This is a genomic window from Paenibacillus sp. Y951 (genome assembly GCF_056786395.1).
In genome coordinates, this window is the sequence record NZ_JBXCIY010000009.1 from 201,533 (window position 1) to 219,419 (window position 17,887).

Consider the following 17,887-nt stretch of genomic DNA (forward strand, 5'->3'; position numbering starts at 1 on the left):
TTCGATGCCGATATAGCTTCCTGCATCACTTCGTTATCAAAGATTACTTTTTGAACAACCGCTATATGCTTCCGAAGTGACTTTTTGTTAGCTAAGAAGTTACATAGGCAGCTACAAAAAGTTTTAGGAGGGCTGCAATTGAATCGGTTATCCTTACGAACTAAAGGCATTATTATTGTTGTTATTATTTCACTAGTTCCACTACTGATTGCTGGTCTATATAATTATTATACAGTCAAGCAAGATATGATTCAGACAGAAATTGAAAAAGTACTGTTGAAGCAAGAAAGTCGCTCTTTTGTTACGAATGCTTGGCTTAATACCCGTATTGCTGAAGTACTTGTGATGAGTCGTACTGCAGCGATGAAATCGGGACAGGTCGATGAAATTATGAAATATTTAGCAAACGAGCAACAAAAAAACCAATTTTATTATGATCAAATTGGTTTTTTTGACATGACTGGAAAAGTTACAACTCTTAACGAAATACCCGAAAAGTTTGAAGATACATCCGCCTTTCTCCCAGTGCTTGACGGAGAGATTATTATTACTGATCCGTACTTGTCTGCGGTCACTAATGATCTGGAAAGCTTTCTTGCCGTGCCTGTATATTCTGATAATGAGAAAATTATCGGTGCGATGTATGTATCGTATAAATTCCGTGCTGCCAACTATGTAGAATCATTGCAAATCGACGAAGGTGAATTATATTTGTATAACAATAAAGGCGAGCTTTTGTTTGCAAATGATTCCGGTTCAATAGATCCGCATGTTATGGAGCAATTACATAGGCAACTGGAAAATATCACGATTGGTCAAAATGCTAATACTTCAGGAAGTATGAAATTCGATATAGAGGGTCAATCCTTTATGTTGTTTTATCAACAAATTAAAGATACGAATTGGATCATTATTGAAGTAATCGATTCTTCAGAATTAGAAGAGATGGCTGCACCGACGTTATGGAGAATAATGGTCACCATTGGTTTAGCTGTCATCATTATTGCACTGGTCTTTTATATTTATTTTGAATCTATTATTACTAGATTACAAGATATATTACGTGTGACGAAATTAGCGGCTGAAGGATCATTTGATGCTGAACATCTCGATGCAAACAGTAATGATGAAATCGGGAATTTAGCTAACTCTGTTAATGGTATGATGGGACGATTACAAGTTATGTTTAATCGACTGGATGCCGTTATTAATCAAAATAAAAGTCCAGTCGTCGTTATGGATGAACGATATTATATTACTTACATTAATAAGGCTGGGGAAGAACTTTTAGGCTATTCCAGTGAAGAGCTAGTAGGGAAATTTACACCACTACATTTTATGGATTTGGATGAAGTGAAACTAAGAGCAGAGGAACTATCTGAGCAGCTTGGCCGGAAAATTCAACCAGGGGTAGAATTGTTTATAGAGTTGCGCAAACAGCATTCTAATTATGATTTTGAACTATCGATATTCAGACGCGATGGGAAAAGAGTTCCAGTCTATAATCGTTCTAGTAGCTTGACGGATAGAAATGGGAAATTAACAGGAATTATTGCAATAATGACTGATCTATCAGAACAAAGAGCAATTGAAAATGTAAGAAATAGATTACAGCTTATTGTTGAAGCAGCGATGGATTTGATTGCATCTGTAGATCGACATGGACAACTTATCTATATTAATGAAGCAGGCAAAAAAATGTTAGGAATTGAACATAAAGAGTGGGAAATGCAAGCAATATCGAAGTATTTGCCTAGTCATTTGTACCGAATATTAGTACGAGGTTGTATACAGGCAAAAAAACATGGATTTTTTGAAGTAGACGCACAATTCCATAACAGTAAAGGTAAACATATTAATGTCTCAATAGTTATTGTCGCACATCGAGATTCGTATAATGGTGATTTTATGTATTCTTGTATTTCGCGAGATATTACAGAGCAAGTAGAAATTCAAGAGCAATTGGTACAAGCAACTAAATCTGCAGAAGAAGCTAGTCGAGCGAAAAGTAACTTCCTTGCGCTAATGAGTCATGAGATTAGAACCCCATTGAATGGGATTATTGGGTTGTCGCAGCTGCTACAAAAGACAGAATTAGATGCCCTGCAGAGTGAGTATGCTAATCGTATGAAAGACTCATCAGATATGCTATTGAATATTATCACTAGTATTCTTGATTTCTCGAAGCTTGAAGTGAATATGATCGAACCTGACTTTACTGTATTTAAATTACGAGATATTATGAATCATTTGGCAGATCAGTTAAGTGTATTTTTAGGTGGGAAGGAGCAGTTTGAATTCAAAATAGAGCTTGCTCCACAAATTCCAATCCATATGCTAGGTGATTCATTACGATTAGAACAAATACTATCTAATCTTTGTGTTAATGCGATCAAATTCACAAAACAAGGAATTGTTGAGCTAGATATTGTCATTACCGAGGAAACGGATGAGCGAATCGTACTGAAATTTTCTGTAAGGGACACGGGCATAGGGATGAGTGACGAGCAACTACAATATTTGTTCAAGCCATTCACACAAGCGGATTCCTCTACTACACGGAAATACGGTGGAACTGGATTAGGGTTGGTCATATCTCGGGATCTCGTTCAATTATTAGGAGGGCAATTAGTTGTCGAGAGTAAATATGGAGAAGGTAGTACGTTTACGTTTGAACTACCGTTCCTAAAAGTAGAACATCAACAGACGGTGGAAGAATCCCTCATTACTCAGCCATTAGATCGCTTAGTTTGGATCGTTGAAGATAGTGATATTATGGCAGATTATTGGAGTAAGTGGCTAGCCTTTCAGAAGGTTCCTTCTATTCGAATGAAAACATGGAAGCAGGCTTATTACAGATTACTTCGATCTGGTGAGGGCGCTTATCCAACCTTTATTATGCTTGATATGGAAATGAATGATATGTATGGTATGGAAACATGGATTGATTTTCATAACGAGGCATCAAGCAAAGGAATTACAATGATTGTCATTACAACTGCATTTGGTCGAGAAGAATTGCTATTGCTGGCTGGAGATCAACAGCCAGAACGAATATTGACGAAGCCGATTACGGAAATGCGATTTATTGAGGCTTTCCAACCTAAATTGGAGAAAGAAAGAGAACCGCAACGCATAAAAGCCCGGGTGATCGCGGAAGAAGATGAAGCTATCATTGCAACGAAAATTAACGTTTTACTTGCAGAAGACAATAAGGTGAATCAACTTGTTGCCGTTGAAATGCTAAAGCATTGTCATTGTAATGTGACGGTCGCGAGTAATGGTGTCGAAGCGATAGCATGCTTAGAAGAAGAAGATTTTGATCTTGTATTTATGGATATTCATATGCCTGAAATGGACGGTATGGAGGCAGTGCGACAAATTAGAAGTAATCCCAAGTATCATAATCTGCCAATTATCGCACTTACAGCTAATGTGCTCGTTTCTGATCATGAGCAGTATATGTTAATAGGTATGAACACTGTAGTTACGAAACCGATGTCGATGGAACAACTTCAGTATATTATTGATAGCTATACATCGACGCCAAATCTTGCGGCAGCTACTAATGAAAGTGGACATCGTATTTCAGAGCAAGAGCGAGTATTGCAACGATTGTTATTACTCACAGTCGTACAAGCTGATACAGCAATAGAGCGGTTGAATGGTAAAGTTAATATTTATATTCATATGTTAAAGCAATTTATCGAAGAATATACAGACTTTGTCTCTCGCATGCAAAACTATCTAGCACTAGAGCAATATGAGGAAATCAGTAGGGCATTTCATACGTTGAAAGGTGCATCGAGTTATTTGTCAGCACCAACATTATATGATCTTGCCTTGGTCGGCGAACAGCTAACAAAAGAAAAGAAAATTGACAAAATTGGTCGAAATTTGGAGATGATTGACTATGAAATCATCCTTTTTGAAGAACAAGTGAGTAAAGTGTTAAGTGAAACTAATAACATTTAACAATTTCCTCATAATAATCTAACAAATAGATTGAGGACGAGTGCAGGATATTGTATTATTATAGTTATAATCTATTAACCTATTTACGTTTTATAATGTGCAACATACTGTGAGGGTGACGTGAATGTATAAGGTTCTTATTATTGAAGATGACGTTATGATGAATAACATGTTGTCGATGTACTTAACCGAAGAGGGCTATGAAGTACAGCAAGCATTCAATGGGACAACTGGTCTGCATACGACATTTCACTTTAGTCCACATATTATTTTATTAGACCTTATCTTGCCAGATATTGATGGTATTTCAATTTGTACGGAAATACGATTAACTTCTAACGTGCCTATTATGATTCTATCTATGAAAAGTGAAGTTTCTGAACGAGTTCAAGCATTAAAGGCTGGAGCAGATGATTATTTGTGCAAGCCGTTCAGCATGCATGAATTAACTGCAAGAGTAGAAGCACTCATTCGGCGCTCCATTCAAACAATCGATACACTAGCTAGTAATATGGAAGTGACTGTCGAAAAATATGCAGATGCGATCCGTCTAGATCATGAACGTCGTCTATTAATTGTACGTGAAGAGCCAGTGGAAACAACTTTTTCAGAATATGAAATTATGAGATTATTTTTGTCGGCACCTAGAAAGGTGTTTAGTAGAGAAGAGTTAATAAGTACATTAAGAGGCTTTGATTCATTTGTAACGGATCGATCCATAGATGTGCATATTGTTAATTTAAGAAAGAAGATAGAACAAAATCCAAGAGAACCACAGCTTATCAAAACAGTATGGGGATTTGGTTACAAGTATTCCCCGAGTATATAATGAAAATAGCGCTAGAAGTTTACTTTCTCTTCTTAGCGCTATTTTCTATCAAAACTATGAAACCTCCAAGTAAAGCTTCGTACCGTCATTATATTGCAGAATAGCTACATCACGTACCATTTCCACAGATTTAATAGATTTCCATTTTTTGCGGAATGCAAAATCAAATTCAAGTTCATTTAATTTATTGTTAAGTCTTTGATAGTTATGTGATTTCTCAGCTGCACAGAAGACAGGCACGGATTGACTTTTATAAGTAATTATTTTAACCATATACGATGGCCTCCTAAATCTTTATATCTTTATTATATGTAAATAGATTTAAGAGGACATGAATATAGAGTTTAAATAGTGTTTATTATTCTAATACTAATCTAACAAATGAATATAGTAATTTATGAAAGCTAAGATAGCGAGATGAAGTGGGTAGAAGCTTCGCCATAACCAGCTTGGGGTACGCCATTGATTAATCATCTGAATTATATTCGGTTTGAACGCTATAACATAAGTGATGATCATACTAAAGAATTGTACCAGCCACGAATTGTAAACCATAAATATGATCTCAGCGATAAAATGAATGGTTATCATTGCTGTTGATGACAAGTAACGATAAATCAGCATAAGAACTAAAGCATATGCGCCATAATCAAACGGAATCAATTCTAGCAATACAACTCCAGCAATTGTAGCTAGTACTCTAATAGTTAGCGGCAGCTTCTTCATATCTAGCATTTTTAATGTAAGAAGACATATTAATAATGTGGCAATGACATTAAGGTGTAATACATCAAAAGCAAGTTGATAAGGAAGCTGAGAAATAAGAGCGAGTAGACCAATGCGCAGCACATATTTCTTAAAACTTCGAGTGCGTTGATAGCCGACAACCATCAGATACACGTAGAGCGGGAACGATAGACGGCCTATTATTCTTAGTGTATGCTCTTGTGGAAAAAAAAAAGACTGCTCCTATATGATCGATCAGCATGGTGAGCATAGCAAGCCACTGCATAGTATAATCTCCTTCCGTAAGATGTAGTTCAAAAAGCGGACTTTGATAACGATGATTATGCTGACGTAGGTTATTCGACATCGAATATGAAGCGAACTTGGGAAGTATAGCATAAGCTTCCGATGTATGTTGCTTGCAGAAACATTGTAGGGCCGCGTGTACCAATAACGTACACTTGCGCTTCCTCCTCCCACAAGTAGCGCTCCATCTTCTCGATTTTCGAAAGCCCGCTTTTTGAACCTTTATTTGAAGAGGTATTTCAAAACATTCGCTTATGAGCACGATGATTGGCTTCGTAGCGTATTCGACATCGAAAGCTTGTAATAATTCAAAAAGCTGGAGGTTAACACCTCCAGCTTAATCAAAGCCTATTTATTGAAGCTATTTCTCTATTCTGTAATCGTTGAATTGACAAGATGAGACGTACAGTGCTTACAACGCGTTGCTTTAATAGGAACTTGGGATAAGCAATGAGGGCATTCTTTTTCTGTAGGAGCTTTAACTTCCGCTACCTTCTCTTTTTCCGTTATACGACGTAAATGATTAATCCCTTTAACCATAAAGAAAATACATAGTGCAACAATTAGAAAATCTAATATCGTATTAATAAATGAACCGATGTAAATTCCTGGTTGTACTCCGGCTGATCCATCGTCTAGCGATGGCGCTTCTCCAATCGGAATCATCAAATCTTTGAAATCTGCGTTATTAATAAGTGCACCTACTGGTGGCATAATAATATCATTAACGAGAGAAGTTACAACTTTACCGAACGCTCCACCGATAATAACACCGACAGCTAGATCAATAACATTCCCCTTTACTGCAAACTCTTTAAACTCTTGTAATATCTTCAACACAATTCCTCCCAAAACTTTTTATTAGCTAGTTAATGCGATTCTCGAAAATAAAAAGTAGCTGCGAAAGCATAATTCAAATTTTTTATTATCTATTTCCTCAATCTAGCATTGATAGGCCACTTTTTCAACAATTTTATAGTGTATCGGCTACTTAGATATGCGATACTAAGCTTTGGAATTGTATCGTTTTTCCAATCTTTTTCCACCCAGCCAAAGAATGATTATACCAATGATAGAGGCAACAATACGCCAAGGAGCTTCGAAGAGATTAGCGATATCGAAGCTAATTAATCCGATAAATAAGACCATCACAGCTTTACCTAATGCGAAGGATACGAGAAAAGTATGGAATGGTAATTTACTTAGCCCTGCAACGATCGTTATTAATACAGATGGTGTAAATGGGAAACATGACAATAGAAATAACGGTGTAAAGCCTTTATGCTCTACCCATCCGAAAATTTTCTTCATAGATGGGAATCGACGTTGCAAGCGATCTCCAAGTTTGTTGCCATACTTACGACAGATTAGAAATATACAAATTGCGCCTCCCATAATGCCTATCCAAGAAAACAGCATCCCGAAACCAATGCCGTAGATATTGACATTAGCTGCAATAATTACAATTAACGGGAGGAAAGGCAAGAAAGCTTCAAAGAAAGGGACGAGAATTCCTGGTAATGGACCAAGGCTGGACAAGCTTTTCAAAAATTGTTCAATTTGCTCTAAGGTCATGCTAAGTTTCTCCGTTCTCACACACAATTAGAATTTGATTCTTTAACTTTAGATTAGAAGGTTGAATAAGATGGGATCTTTGTTGAGATCAACAAACTGATAGCCCTTTGTCTGCATACGCTCAATTAATGAGGCGTAATCTTCGCGATACTTTAATTCGATACCAACGAGTGCAGGTCCGTTATCTTTATTAGATTTTTTCGTATATTCAAATCTTGTAATATCATCATTTGGTCCAAGTACTTGATCTAGAAATTCACGCAGCGCTCCTGCTCGTTGAGGGAAGTTAAGCATGAAATAGTGTTTGTAGCCTTCATAGATAAGGGAACGTTCCTTAATTTCTTGCATTCGATCGATATCATTATTACCACCACTAACGACACATACAATGGTTTTCCCTTTAATTTGTTCACTATACTGATCAAGCGCAGCAATAGTAAGTGCACCAGCCGGTTCAGCAACAATGGCATTTTCGTTGTATAGATCAATAATAGTTGTACATACTTTGCCTTCATTAACTGAAATTACATCATCGAGCAGTTCTTTGCAAATTGCAAAAGTATGGTCACCCACTCGTTTTACTGCGGCACCATCGATGAATTTATCAACCTGTTCTAATGTCACGACTTCATTACGAGCTAAAGCTAGCTGTAGCGATGCTGCGCCTTCAGGTTCTACACCAACCATTTTCGTAGAAGGAGAAATGCTTTTTACATAAGAGCTTACGCCTGCTGCAAGACCGCCACCACCAACGGTGACGAACACATAATCAGGACTATGTTCGATATCATTCAATATCTCTTGACCAACAGTACCATTACCTGCAATAATCATACGATCATCAAAAGGATGAACAAAGGCGTATCCACTACGCTCACATTCAATCATTGCTTCATTATAAGCATCGTCAAATGTATCACCTTTTAGTATAATTTCTACATTATTTCCACCAAAAAACTGCACTTGCTTCACTTTTTGGCTAGGAGTAGTGCTAGGCATATAAATTTTACCTTTAATTCCTAGAGCGTGGCAGGAGTAAGCAACGCCTTGTGCATGATTACCGGCGCTAGCGCATATTACTCCAACTAGTCCCTCTTGTTCTGTTAATGAACGAATAAGATGGTAAGCTCCGCGAATTTTGAATGAACGAATGATTTGCAAATCTTCACGTTTTAAGTACACCTCACAGTTATAGCGCTGTGATAATACACGGTTATATTGAAGTGGTGTGTGTGCAATAACATCTTTTAAGTGCATATGAGCTTGTACAATTTCTTCTAGTTGTATTTTGACGTTGGAATCATCCCATGAGTTCATCTATGAAAACCTGCCTTTATGTTAATTGATTTGAGTGTATACGATTGTACTATTATATCATTATGTATAACACAATACAGAGGAGTGAAAAAAGTTGAAGAAGAAAATTTTTATAACGTTTATCGTTATCATTGTTATAGTCGTAGCTACTATCTTTGCTTTGAAGCAGTATATAAGTCCGAGTCAACAACTGACGATGGAATATACATCCATTAATGTTGAAGAGAAGATAGTGAATATGGTTACTAATCTCAACAACGAGGTTCGCTTATCTGAGCAAGAAATTGATTCATTAATCAAACAAAGTATGGATCAACAGCTTAATGCTTATACGTATATTAATGGTGCAAATTTCTATGTTGAGCATAATATTTTATATGCAGTATTAAATGTGACGCTTTATAATAAGCTGGACGCTGAAATTTATGTTGCATATGACGTACAATGGGACGGCTCTGGGCTACAATTATTACCACAATCACTTTCAGTTAAAGATATCTCATTGCCTACTTCATGGCTAGAAACTATTGTCGTACCGATCTATGATGAAACGGATTCTATCGTTACCATTTCAAGTCTAATTAATGAAGGTAGAGAGATCGTCATTAAGCTACAATTAAATCTGTTTAATAGAGGTGGTTCAAAAAGCGGACTTTGATAACGAAGTCATGCAAGGAGCTTAATCGGCATCGAATATGAAGTGAACTTGGGAAGTCCGGGCCGCGTGTACCAATAACGTACACTTGCGTTTCCTCCTTCCACAAGTAGCACTTCATCTTCTCGGTTCTGAAATCCCACTTTTTGAACTTGTACTTGTAGGTAAGCGAGAAAAATGATAAACGCTAGAATGAGAAGCTAAAGTTGACGTATTTTCATAGCTGTGGAAGTCAGTAGACAAATAACTAGTCATGCAGTAACATTTGTAAGGCAGACTATAATGTAAGGCATATGCAAGAGGAGAGATTGATCTGGAATCATCGTTATTACTCACGTTTAAGTCACCACCATTTCCATATTTTATTGAATCTAATTCTCATACTTACGAGGCAGGAGAAGAACATCCTAATCGTGCAAATATTGGTATTTTTGATATGTTATATGTTCGAGAGGGCTGTCTGTATATTGCAGAAGATGATCATAGATGGGAACTACATGCTGGAGAGGTATTAATTCTGCGTCCAGATGCTTGGCATTATTCGTACGAACCGTGTACAAGTCGTACAACATTTGATTGGCTACATTTCCAAACTGCTGGACCGTGGGAAGAAGTGGAAAGCTATGAGCAAGGGACATTACGAGGGGATTACTATACTTATGCACTTCGTGTACCTAAGCATGTGAAGCTACAAGCTACTACGGAAATGCGATTAATGCTAGAGGCTTTACATGAAGCTGCTAGAAATAGTTCTCATGCTGCCTTTTGGGATCGTCAGCAACGCTTTCTACATTTATTACAAATGCTCGATGAAGGCTGGAGAAGTGATACTGCTAAAGCATCCGTAGTTGTGGCAGAAAAAGCGGCTGCTTATTTGAAACGTCATTATCGTCAGTCAATTAGTAATCAAACATTAAGTGATGCGTTAGCACTACATATTAACTATATTACTCGTAGTATGAGTGATGTATTCGATTGTACGCCACAACAATATTTACTCTATTATCGAATCGACCAAGCCAAGCTATTACTTATTAAGACGGATTGGTCAATCGCCCAAATAGCAATCGAATCGGGCTTTAAGCAGACGGCACATTTCTCCAGACTGTTTGCCAATCAGGTGGGGTTATCACCGCTGAGATATCGTAAGAAGTTTACGCATTAGGGTTGCCATGAATAATTTACCTCCTTTCTACAAATACTTCCTACATCAACTCAGAATTGTACAACTTTTACACTTCTGATGAGGCTATTCGGTTTATTCGAATGGTATAGCGAAGTGTGAATAGTTCAGGAGGTTTTATTATGGTTCAACGATTTTCACTACAGGCAGAAATATACGATGTGATTGAACAATTTAAGGCAACCAAAGTATTACAAACTCAGGCACAGCGCTATAATGTAAGCCCTACTCAACATGTTACTATTGTTATGAATGATCGTCATGAGCAGCGTGTCCTGCAGGATGCACGTTGGGGACTGTTTCCTTATTGGGCGCGCGATGCAGTGAATACAACGAAGCAAGCTGTGCGCGGAAAGTCATTTCTGTTTGAACTAGTGATGCGTAATCGTTGTGTTGTTCCTTGTACAGGCTTTTATGGTGCGAAGCAAGTTGGATTAGAAAGAGATCCAAGGGCTATGCATATTGTGCTTCCAGGTAAACCGCTATTCGGTGTAGCAGGAATTTTTGATCGCTTTCGTAATGCCCAAGGAGAAGAGATACGAGTATTCACGATGCTAACTTCTGAAACGACTGGAACTATGGCGAGTTGGCAGCCTAGTTTGCCAATTGTATTAGATGAAGAGGGAGTCGAAGCGTGGCTCGATCCAAAGGCACGTAACTATGATCTGCTGCAAATGCATTTACCACATCTAGAAAGTTACATGTTAAGATCGTACCCTGTAACTAATGCTGTATATGATGATCAGTATGAATCTCCAGATTGTATACGTGAGCTTGGTATTGATTTTGCTTAAACTTCACGGATTTTAATTACGAACAAAAACCGTGAACAGGAAAATCAAGATATGTGTTGTTAATTAAAACTACAATAGGCCTTTAAGTGAGATACTTGTACGCGAGCAGCTCACTTAAAGGCTATTTTTGTTTGCTCCGTAATCCGCGCTGAGAGCTCATCTGGCGAAAATGCGCAGAAATCCAACGTATTCGCTTGATAGACTATAAAAACGGTTCGCCCCCCCTAAATTTGGATACTCATCAAGTTCAATCTCGATATGTATGTCTGTAGCGCCAAAATTGGCGTTACAGAGCGATAGTAGTTAGAAATATATGTCTGTAACGTCAAAATTGGCGTTACAGAACGATAGTAGTAAGAAATGTATGTCTGTAACGCCAAAATTGTTGTTACAGAGCGATAGTAGTTAGAAATATATGTCTGTAACGTCAAAATTGGCGTTACAGAGCGATAGTAGTTAGAAATATATGTCTGTAACGTCAAAATTGGCGTTACAGAACGATAGCAGTTAGAAATGTATGTCTGTAGCGCCAAAATTGTTGTTACAGAGCGATAGTAGTAAGAAATATATGTCTGTAGCGTCAAAATTGGCGTTACAGGGCGATAGTAGTTCGAAATATATGTCTGTAGCGCCAAAATTGGCGTTACAGAGCGATAGTAGTTAGAAATATATGTCTGTAACGTCAAAATTGGCGTTACAGAACGATAGTAGTAAGAAATGTATGTCTGTAGCGCCAAAATTGGCGTTACAGAGCGATAGTAGTTAGAAATATGTGTCTGTAACGCCAAAATTGTTGTTAAAGAACGATAGTGTTCGTTTTCTCCTCGGATTTATACTACTAATGCTATAACGATAAATCCGAGGACAACAGCGATTGTAACAGTGATTTGTTATCGTGGCGCCCCCCAATTGGAACAGCGAAGCACGCCTGTAGCAGTCTTAAACGTAGCCTTTAACCCACTCGTTCGTCGCATTAAACTAGCGCCATTACTGAGCTATAAGGAAACTGTAGTAGTAGCTTCAATATTTCTTATAGGAAAAAAGTTACAGTATTTATTGACCCTAGTTTCACTCTGTGGTAATTTGAAATGAGAGAATAATTCAGAGTAATATGCTAGGAATTAATTCATAGTATCGATGCGAGGTGTATAGATTGCAATTATTAGTCACGAACAGTCCGTTTTCAGAAGAACAGATTCAGCATTTGAATGTATTACTTCCTACATTAAGTGAAGCACAAATTCAATGGTTAAGTGGTTATTTAGCATTTTATCGTACGGGGACAGCACCAATCAATCTAAACTCTGTAGTAGCAACATCCGTTCAAGAAGCACCTGCTGCTCAGCCAGTAATTACTATACCGAAAGAAGCGACCATTATATTTGGTTCTCAGACGGGTAATTCACAGCGTCTTGCGGGTAGACTTTCTGAGAAGTTGAAAGCTATTGGTTTTGATATAACATTGTCTGCTATGAATAAGTTTAAGCCTAATGATTTGAAAAAAGCAGTTAACTTATTCGTGTTGGTTAGTACACACGGAGAAGGCGATCCACCCGATAACGCGATTTCATTTTATGACTTCCTTAATAGCAAGCGAGCGCCTAAGCTAGATAGCTTGAAATATTCAGTGCTTGCACTGGGCGATACATCCTATGAATTTTTCTGTAAAACAGGTCAAGATTTTGATGAGAAATTACAACAATTAGGAGCGGAGAGACTTACAGAACGTGTTGATTGTGATGTTGATTTTGAAGAAGCTGCAAGCGGTTGGATCGATGCCGTTGTGAACAATATACAAGCTGCAACTACTGTGGTCACGACTATAGGAAATACAGTCTCTGTTACTGTTCCTGTCTCAGAACAGTCGGATTATACTCGTAATCGACCATTCCAGGCGGAATTACTTGAAAGCATTAATTTGAATGGTCGTGGATCGGATCGTGAAACACGACATCTTGAAATATCATTAGAAGGATCAGGTATAACATATGAACCAGGAGATGCTGTAGGTATTGTACCTCATAATAATCCGAGACTTGTACAAGATCTAATAGCAGCTTTAAGCTGGTCTAGTGAGGATTCCGTTACGAATAAAGACGGTATTACTTCTACGATAGAAGAGGCACTAACTTCACAATTCGAGATTACAGTGCTTTCCAAAACTTTGCTTGAGAAGCTTGCACTATATGCGACAACTAGTGAATTTACTAGTTTATTAGCAGATGCAGCGTCAGTGAGAGAATACGTTAAAGGTCGTGATCTACTTGACCTAGTTCGTGATTATGGACCATTTTCATTGCAACCGAGCGATGTTCCAACAACTTTACGCAAAATACCTGCAAGATTATATTCGATTGCAAGTAGCATCAAAGCTCACCCAGAAGAGGTTCATCTAACGATCCGAAAAGTACAATATGAAGCTCATGGTCGAGCTCGTGAAGGCGTATGCTCAGTATATGTATCTGAGCGGTTGGAAGTCGGCGATCAAGTTTCTGTATTCGTACAAACCAATCCAAACTTCAAGTTGCCTACCAATGCGGATGCACCAGTCATTATGATTGGTCCAGGAACGGGAGTAGCGCCTTTCCGCTCTTTCTTAGAAGAAAGAGAAGAGACTGGCGTTGGCGGAAAAACATGGTTATTCTATGGAGATCGTCATTATGTGACCGATTTCTTATATCAGACGGATTGGCAACGGATGCTTGCTGACGGTGTACTAACGAAGCTTGAGGTAGCATTCTCGCGTGATATGAAAGAGAAAGTATATGTACAGCATCGATTATTAGAGCATGCTACAGAATTATATACTTGGCTCGAAGAAGGCGCTTATATCTATATTTGCGGTGATGAAAAATATATGGCGCATGATGTACATGCAGCTTTAATTCAAATCGTTAAGCAAGAGCGTAATGTTAGTGAAGAAGAAGCAGTAGCATATATAGCACAATTGCAGGAAGAAGAACGTTATCTTCGTGATGTATATTAATTATATAAACAATTAATCGGGTAAAAAATTAATGTGATAAAGTATGGTCGGCATAAGCTATCGGGAGGGATTCTCGCAATGACAAGCAAAAATAAGGTTGAACCAATTGGTGGAAAGCCAAGTGATGTAGAGGACTTAAAAGTAGAAAGTAAATATTTGCGTGGTTCATTAGCGGAACAGTTGAGAAATCGTGTGACTGGCGGTTTAACTGAACTAGATAATCGTCTATTGAAATTCCACGGCAGTTACATGCAGGATGATCGTGATTTGCGTAATGAACGTGAAAAGCAAAAGCTAGAGCCAGCATTTCAATTCATGCTGCGTATTGTTACTCCTGGCGGTGTAGCTACTCCTGAGCAATGGTTAGTGCTTGATGATCTAGCGCAAAAGTATGGTAATCATACGATGCGTGTTACAACGCGTCAAGCATTTCAAATGCACGGTATATTGAAATGGAATTTGAAATCTACGATTAAAGAAATTAATGATTCGTTGTTAACGACATTAGCGGCATGCGGTGATGTCAATCGTAACGTAATGTGTAATCCTAACCCGCATCAGTCAGAAGTACATGAGGAAGTATTCGAAATGTCGACAAAATTGACAACGCATCTTGCTCCACGTACACCTGCTTATCATGAAATTTGGTTAGATGGTGAAAAACTTGAAAATCCGAATAAACCTTATAGCGAACCGGTTGATCCGGTAGAGCCGATTTACGGGCATGTATATTTACCACGTAAGTTCAAAATTGGTATCGCAGTTCCGCCATCCAATGATATTGATGTATATTCTCAAGATTTGGGCTACATCGCTATCGTTGAAAATGGAAAACTTGTTGGTTATAACGTAACTGTCGGTGGCGGCATGGGGATGTCTCATGGTGATAATAATACGTATCCACAGCTGGGTAAAGTAATCGGTTTTGTTACGCGCGAACAAGTGCTTGAGATTGCCGAGAAAACTATTACGATCCAACGTGATTACGGAAATCGCTCTGTACGTAAAAATGCTCGTTTCAAATATACGATTGATCGTCATGGTCTTGATTGGTTTGTCGAAGAATTACAAGAGAGACTTGGCTGGTCCTTACAACCAGCGCGTGAATACCATTTTGAAAGTAGTGGTGACCGCTATGGTTGGTCGAAAAACTATGATGGAACGTGGAATGTGACTCTATTTGTACGTAGTGGTCGAATTGCAGATACAGAAGATTATGAGCTAATGACTGGTCTTAGAGAAATTGCTAAAGTATTGAAGGGTGATTTTAGACTAACTGCCAACCAGAATATTATGATTGGTAATGTACCAGCTAAGCAAAAAGCAACCATTGCGAAGCTGCTGAAGCAATATCGGATAACGGTAGGTGAAGAGCTGTCAGGTATACGTCGTAATGCACTATCTTGCGTATCTTTACCAACATGCGGATTAGCTATGGCTGAAGCAGAACGCTATTTGCCATCATTACTTGATAAACTTGATCCGATATTTGAGGAAAATGGTTTGCGAGATCAAGAGGTCAATATTCGTATGACAGGTTGCCCGAATGGCTGTGCACGTCCCGCGCTAGGCGAAATCTCCTTTATTGGTAAAGCAGCAGGCAAATACAATATGTATTTGGGTGCCGCATTTGCTGGTGAACGATTGAATAAAATGTATAAAGAGAATATTGGTGAAGAAGAGATTATTTCAACCTTAAAGCCAATTATTGAGCATTATGCGAAAGATCGTGAACCGAATGAAAACTTTGGTGACTTTGTTATTCGTACACAATATATTAAAGCTACTACAGACGGAACTAATTTCCATAGCGCATAATTAAAATGAAAAAAGGTGCCTTGTATAAAGTTGGATAAACTAAACCAACCCCAATTACAAGACACCTTTTTTATTTTTTGCAGATAAGATTTTCATCTAGACTATAAAAATTAATTACATAGAATTAATTTTTAAATGAGACTAAATGAGTTAAGTTATGCGTTGAGCAGACCATACAATACCATTACCAGTTCCACCCAAATCAAGTCCAATTGTTAGACCGTCAGCTTCATAGAATAAACCAACAGTTTCTCCTGCAGTTAATTCTACTTCTCCTGCCAATGTTACAGTACCATTTCCTAGAACTGCTCTTAAAGTTAGTAATAATGCGACGTTTACGTTTAATATAGGGAATAATCCACTGATTAGATCTGTAGTAGTAGGAGCTATTCGACGAATGACCAAGTAAGGATCTACGCCCGCACCTAGCGAAATTGTAAGCGCAGCAGTTGTTGAGTAGTTTATTGTTGCTTCGAAGTTGTATCTTCCTGTGGCAGGTACAGTAAAGGTTCCGGTAGTTGCGTCAAAAGCTCCTGAGTTGAAGTAAGGTGCAGCTACACTCCAGTCGTCAATTTGAGTCGTTCCGGCAACAGCGAGAGTACTATTAAAGGCTGAGAAACCTTCGATAAACCCAGTGCCAGTAGCACCAGTGGCGCCTGTCGCACCAGTAGGTCCAGCATCACCAGTAGGTCCAGCATCACCAGTAGCGCCAGTCGCACCAGTAGGTCCAGCATCACCGGTAGCGCCAGTCGCACCAGTAGGTCCAGCATCACCAGTCGCTCCAGTCGCACCAGTAGGTCCAGCATCACCAGTCGCTCCAGTCGCACCAGTAGGTCCAGCATCGCCAGTCGCACCAGTAGGTCCAGCATCACCAGTCGCGCCGTCAGCTCCAGTCGCACCATCCGCGCCAGTCGCGCCGTCAGCACCAGTCGCACCAGTCGCTCCAGTCGCACCATCGGCTCCAGTCGCACCAGTTGCTCCAGTTGCACCATCGGCTCCAGTCGCGCCGTCAGCTCCAGTCGCACCAGTTGCTCCAGTTGCACCATCGGCTCCAGTCGCGCCGTCAGCTCCAGTCGCACCAGTTGCTCCAGTCGCACCATCCGCGCCAGTCGCGCCGTCAGCTCCAGTTGCTCCAGTTGCACCATCCGCTCCAGTTGCTCCATCCGCTCCAGTCGCGCCGTCAGCTCCAGTCGCACCAGTTGCTCCAGTTGCACCATCCGCTCCAGTCGCGCCGTCAGCTCCAGTCGCACCAGTTGCTCCAGTTGCACCATCCGCTCCAGTCGCACCAGTTGCTCCAGTCGCACCATCCGCTCCAGTCGCTCCAGTCGCGCCGTCAGCTCCAGTCGCACCATCCGCTCCAGTCGCGCCGTCAGCTCCAGTCGCACCATCGGCTCCAGTCGCGCCGTCAGCTCCAGTCGCACCATCGGCTCCAGTCGCGCCGTCAGCTCCAGTTGCACCATCCGCTCCAGTTGCACCATCCGCTCCAGTCGCGCCGTCGGCTCCAGTCGCACCAGTTGCTCCAGTTGCACCATCGGCTCCAGTCGCGCCGTCGGCTCCAGTCGCGCCGTCGGCTCCAGTTGCACCATCGGCTCCAGTCGCGCCGTCAGCTCCAGTCGCACCAGTCGCACCATCCGCGCCAGTCGCACCAGTTGCTCCAGTTGCACCATCGGCTCCAGTCGCGCCGTCAGCTCCAGTCGCACCATCGGCTCCAGTCGCGCCGTGA

Annotated in this window: 14 protein-coding genes and 1 pseudogene; 7 read left to right on the top strand and 8 right to left on the bottom strand. The window is 39.8% G+C overall.

Translation table 11 applies throughout. From position 1 onward, the window contains the following. Positions 1-138 precede the first annotated feature (138 nt). Positions 139-3,975 (top strand): response regulator, encoded by a 3,837-nt coding sequence (locus tag AC1TPB_RS14955; protein ID WP_482077234.1) that lies wholly within the window; start codon positions 139-141, stop codon positions 3,973-3,975. Between the two features lie 124 nt (positions 3,976-4,099). Next, complete coding sequence (locus AC1TPB_RS14960) at positions 4,100-4,804, top strand: response regulator transcription factor (RefSeq protein ID WP_482077235.1); 705 nt, start codon at positions 4,100-4,102, stop codon at positions 4,802-4,804. Positions 4,805-4,858: 54 nt separating this feature from the next. Here the strand turns inward: AC1TPB_RS14960 and AC1TPB_RS14965 are convergent, their stop codons facing one another. The 5 genes and pseudogenes from AC1TPB_RS14965 to ilvA all read right to left on the bottom strand — a co-directional run bounded on the left by AC1TPB_RS14965 (position 4,859) and on the right by ilvA (position 8,728). Further along, complete coding sequence (locus AC1TPB_RS14965) at positions 4,859-5,077, bottom strand: hypothetical protein (protein WP_482062019.1); 219 nt, start codon at positions 5,075-5,077, stop codon at positions 4,859-4,861. 96 nt (positions 5,078-5,173) lie between these two features. Continuing rightward, positions 5,174-5,749, bottom strand: a pseudogene (locus tag AC1TPB_RS14970) (TraX family protein); the annotation flags it as partial. A gap of 456 nt (positions 5,750-6,205) precedes the next feature. Further along, positions 6,206-6,676, bottom strand: coding sequence for a large-conductance mechanosensitive channel protein MscL (mscL, locus tag AC1TPB_RS14975; RefSeq protein ID WP_482077236.1), 471 nt, complete (start codon positions 6,674-6,676; stop codon positions 6,206-6,208). A 165-nt stretch (positions 6,677-6,841) separates the two neighbouring features. Further along, positions 6,842-7,411 carry a TVP38/TMEM64 family protein gene (locus tag AC1TPB_RS14980; RefSeq protein WP_482077237.1) on the bottom strand — a complete coding sequence of 190 codons (570 nt, stop codon included), beginning with the start codon at positions 7,409-7,411 and terminating at the stop codon, positions 6,842-6,844. Between the two features lie 48 nt (positions 7,412-7,459). Continuing rightward, entirely contained in the window at positions 7,460-8,728 is a 1,269-nt protein-coding gene (gene ilvA / locus AC1TPB_RS14985; RefSeq protein ID WP_482077238.1) for a threonine ammonia-lyase IlvA, read from the bottom strand. A gap of 94 nt (positions 8,729-8,822) precedes the next feature. Here ilvA and AC1TPB_RS14990 point away from each other — a divergent pair, with 94 nt between their 5' ends. Further along, positions 8,823-9,386: a hypothetical protein gene (locus AC1TPB_RS14990; RefSeq protein WP_482077239.1), complete on the top strand. Its 564-nt coding sequence runs from the start codon at positions 8,823-8,825 to the stop codon at positions 9,384-9,386. Between the two features lie 8 nt (positions 9,387-9,394). Here AC1TPB_RS14990 and AC1TPB_RS14995 read toward each other — a convergent pair whose 3' ends face one another. Then, positions 9,395-9,526 carry a hypothetical protein gene (locus AC1TPB_RS14995; RefSeq protein WP_482077240.1) on the bottom strand — a complete coding sequence of 44 codons (132 nt, stop codon included), beginning with the start codon at positions 9,524-9,526 and terminating at the stop codon, positions 9,395-9,397. A 293-nt stretch (positions 9,527-9,819) separates the two neighbouring features. Between AC1TPB_RS14995 and AC1TPB_RS15000 the strand changes: the two genes are divergently transcribed. Both AC1TPB_RS15000 and AC1TPB_RS15005 read left to right on the top strand, forming a co-directional pair. After that, on the top strand, positions 9,820-10,548 hold the full coding sequence (locus AC1TPB_RS15000; protein WP_482062025.1) for a helix-turn-helix transcriptional regulator: 729 nt from the start codon (positions 9,820-9,822) through the stop codon (positions 10,546-10,548). A 140-nt stretch (positions 10,549-10,688) separates the two neighbouring features. Next, positions 10,689-11,360, top strand: coding sequence for an SOS response-associated peptidase (locus AC1TPB_RS15005; protein WP_482062026.1), 672 nt, complete (start codon positions 10,689-10,691; stop codon positions 11,358-11,360). Positions 11,361-11,584: 224 nt separating this feature from the next. Here AC1TPB_RS15005 and AC1TPB_RS15010 read toward each other — a convergent pair whose 3' ends face one another. Next, positions 11,585-12,148 carry a hypothetical protein gene (locus tag AC1TPB_RS15010; protein WP_482077241.1) on the bottom strand — a complete coding sequence of 188 codons (564 nt, stop codon included), beginning with the start codon at positions 12,146-12,148 and terminating at the stop codon, positions 11,585-11,587. Positions 12,149-12,513: 365 nt separating this feature from the next. Between AC1TPB_RS15010 and AC1TPB_RS15015 the strand changes: the two genes are divergently transcribed. Beyond that, positions 12,514-14,346: an assimilatory sulfite reductase (NADPH) flavoprotein subunit gene (locus tag AC1TPB_RS15015; protein ID WP_482077242.1), complete on the top strand. Its 1,833-nt coding sequence runs from the start codon at positions 12,514-12,516 to the stop codon at positions 14,344-14,346. A gap of 78 nt (positions 14,347-14,424) precedes the next feature. Beyond that, entirely contained in the window at positions 14,425-16,164 is a 1,740-nt protein-coding gene (gene cysI / locus AC1TPB_RS15020) for an assimilatory sulfite reductase (NADPH) hemoprotein subunit (protein ID WP_482077243.1), read from the top strand. Between the two features lie 150 nt (positions 16,165-16,314). Here the strand turns inward: cysI and AC1TPB_RS15025 are convergent. Further along, on the bottom strand, positions 16,315-17,887 hold a 1,573-nt coding region (locus AC1TPB_RS15025), incomplete at its 5' end, for a collagen-like triple helix repeat-containing protein (RefSeq protein ID WP_482077244.1).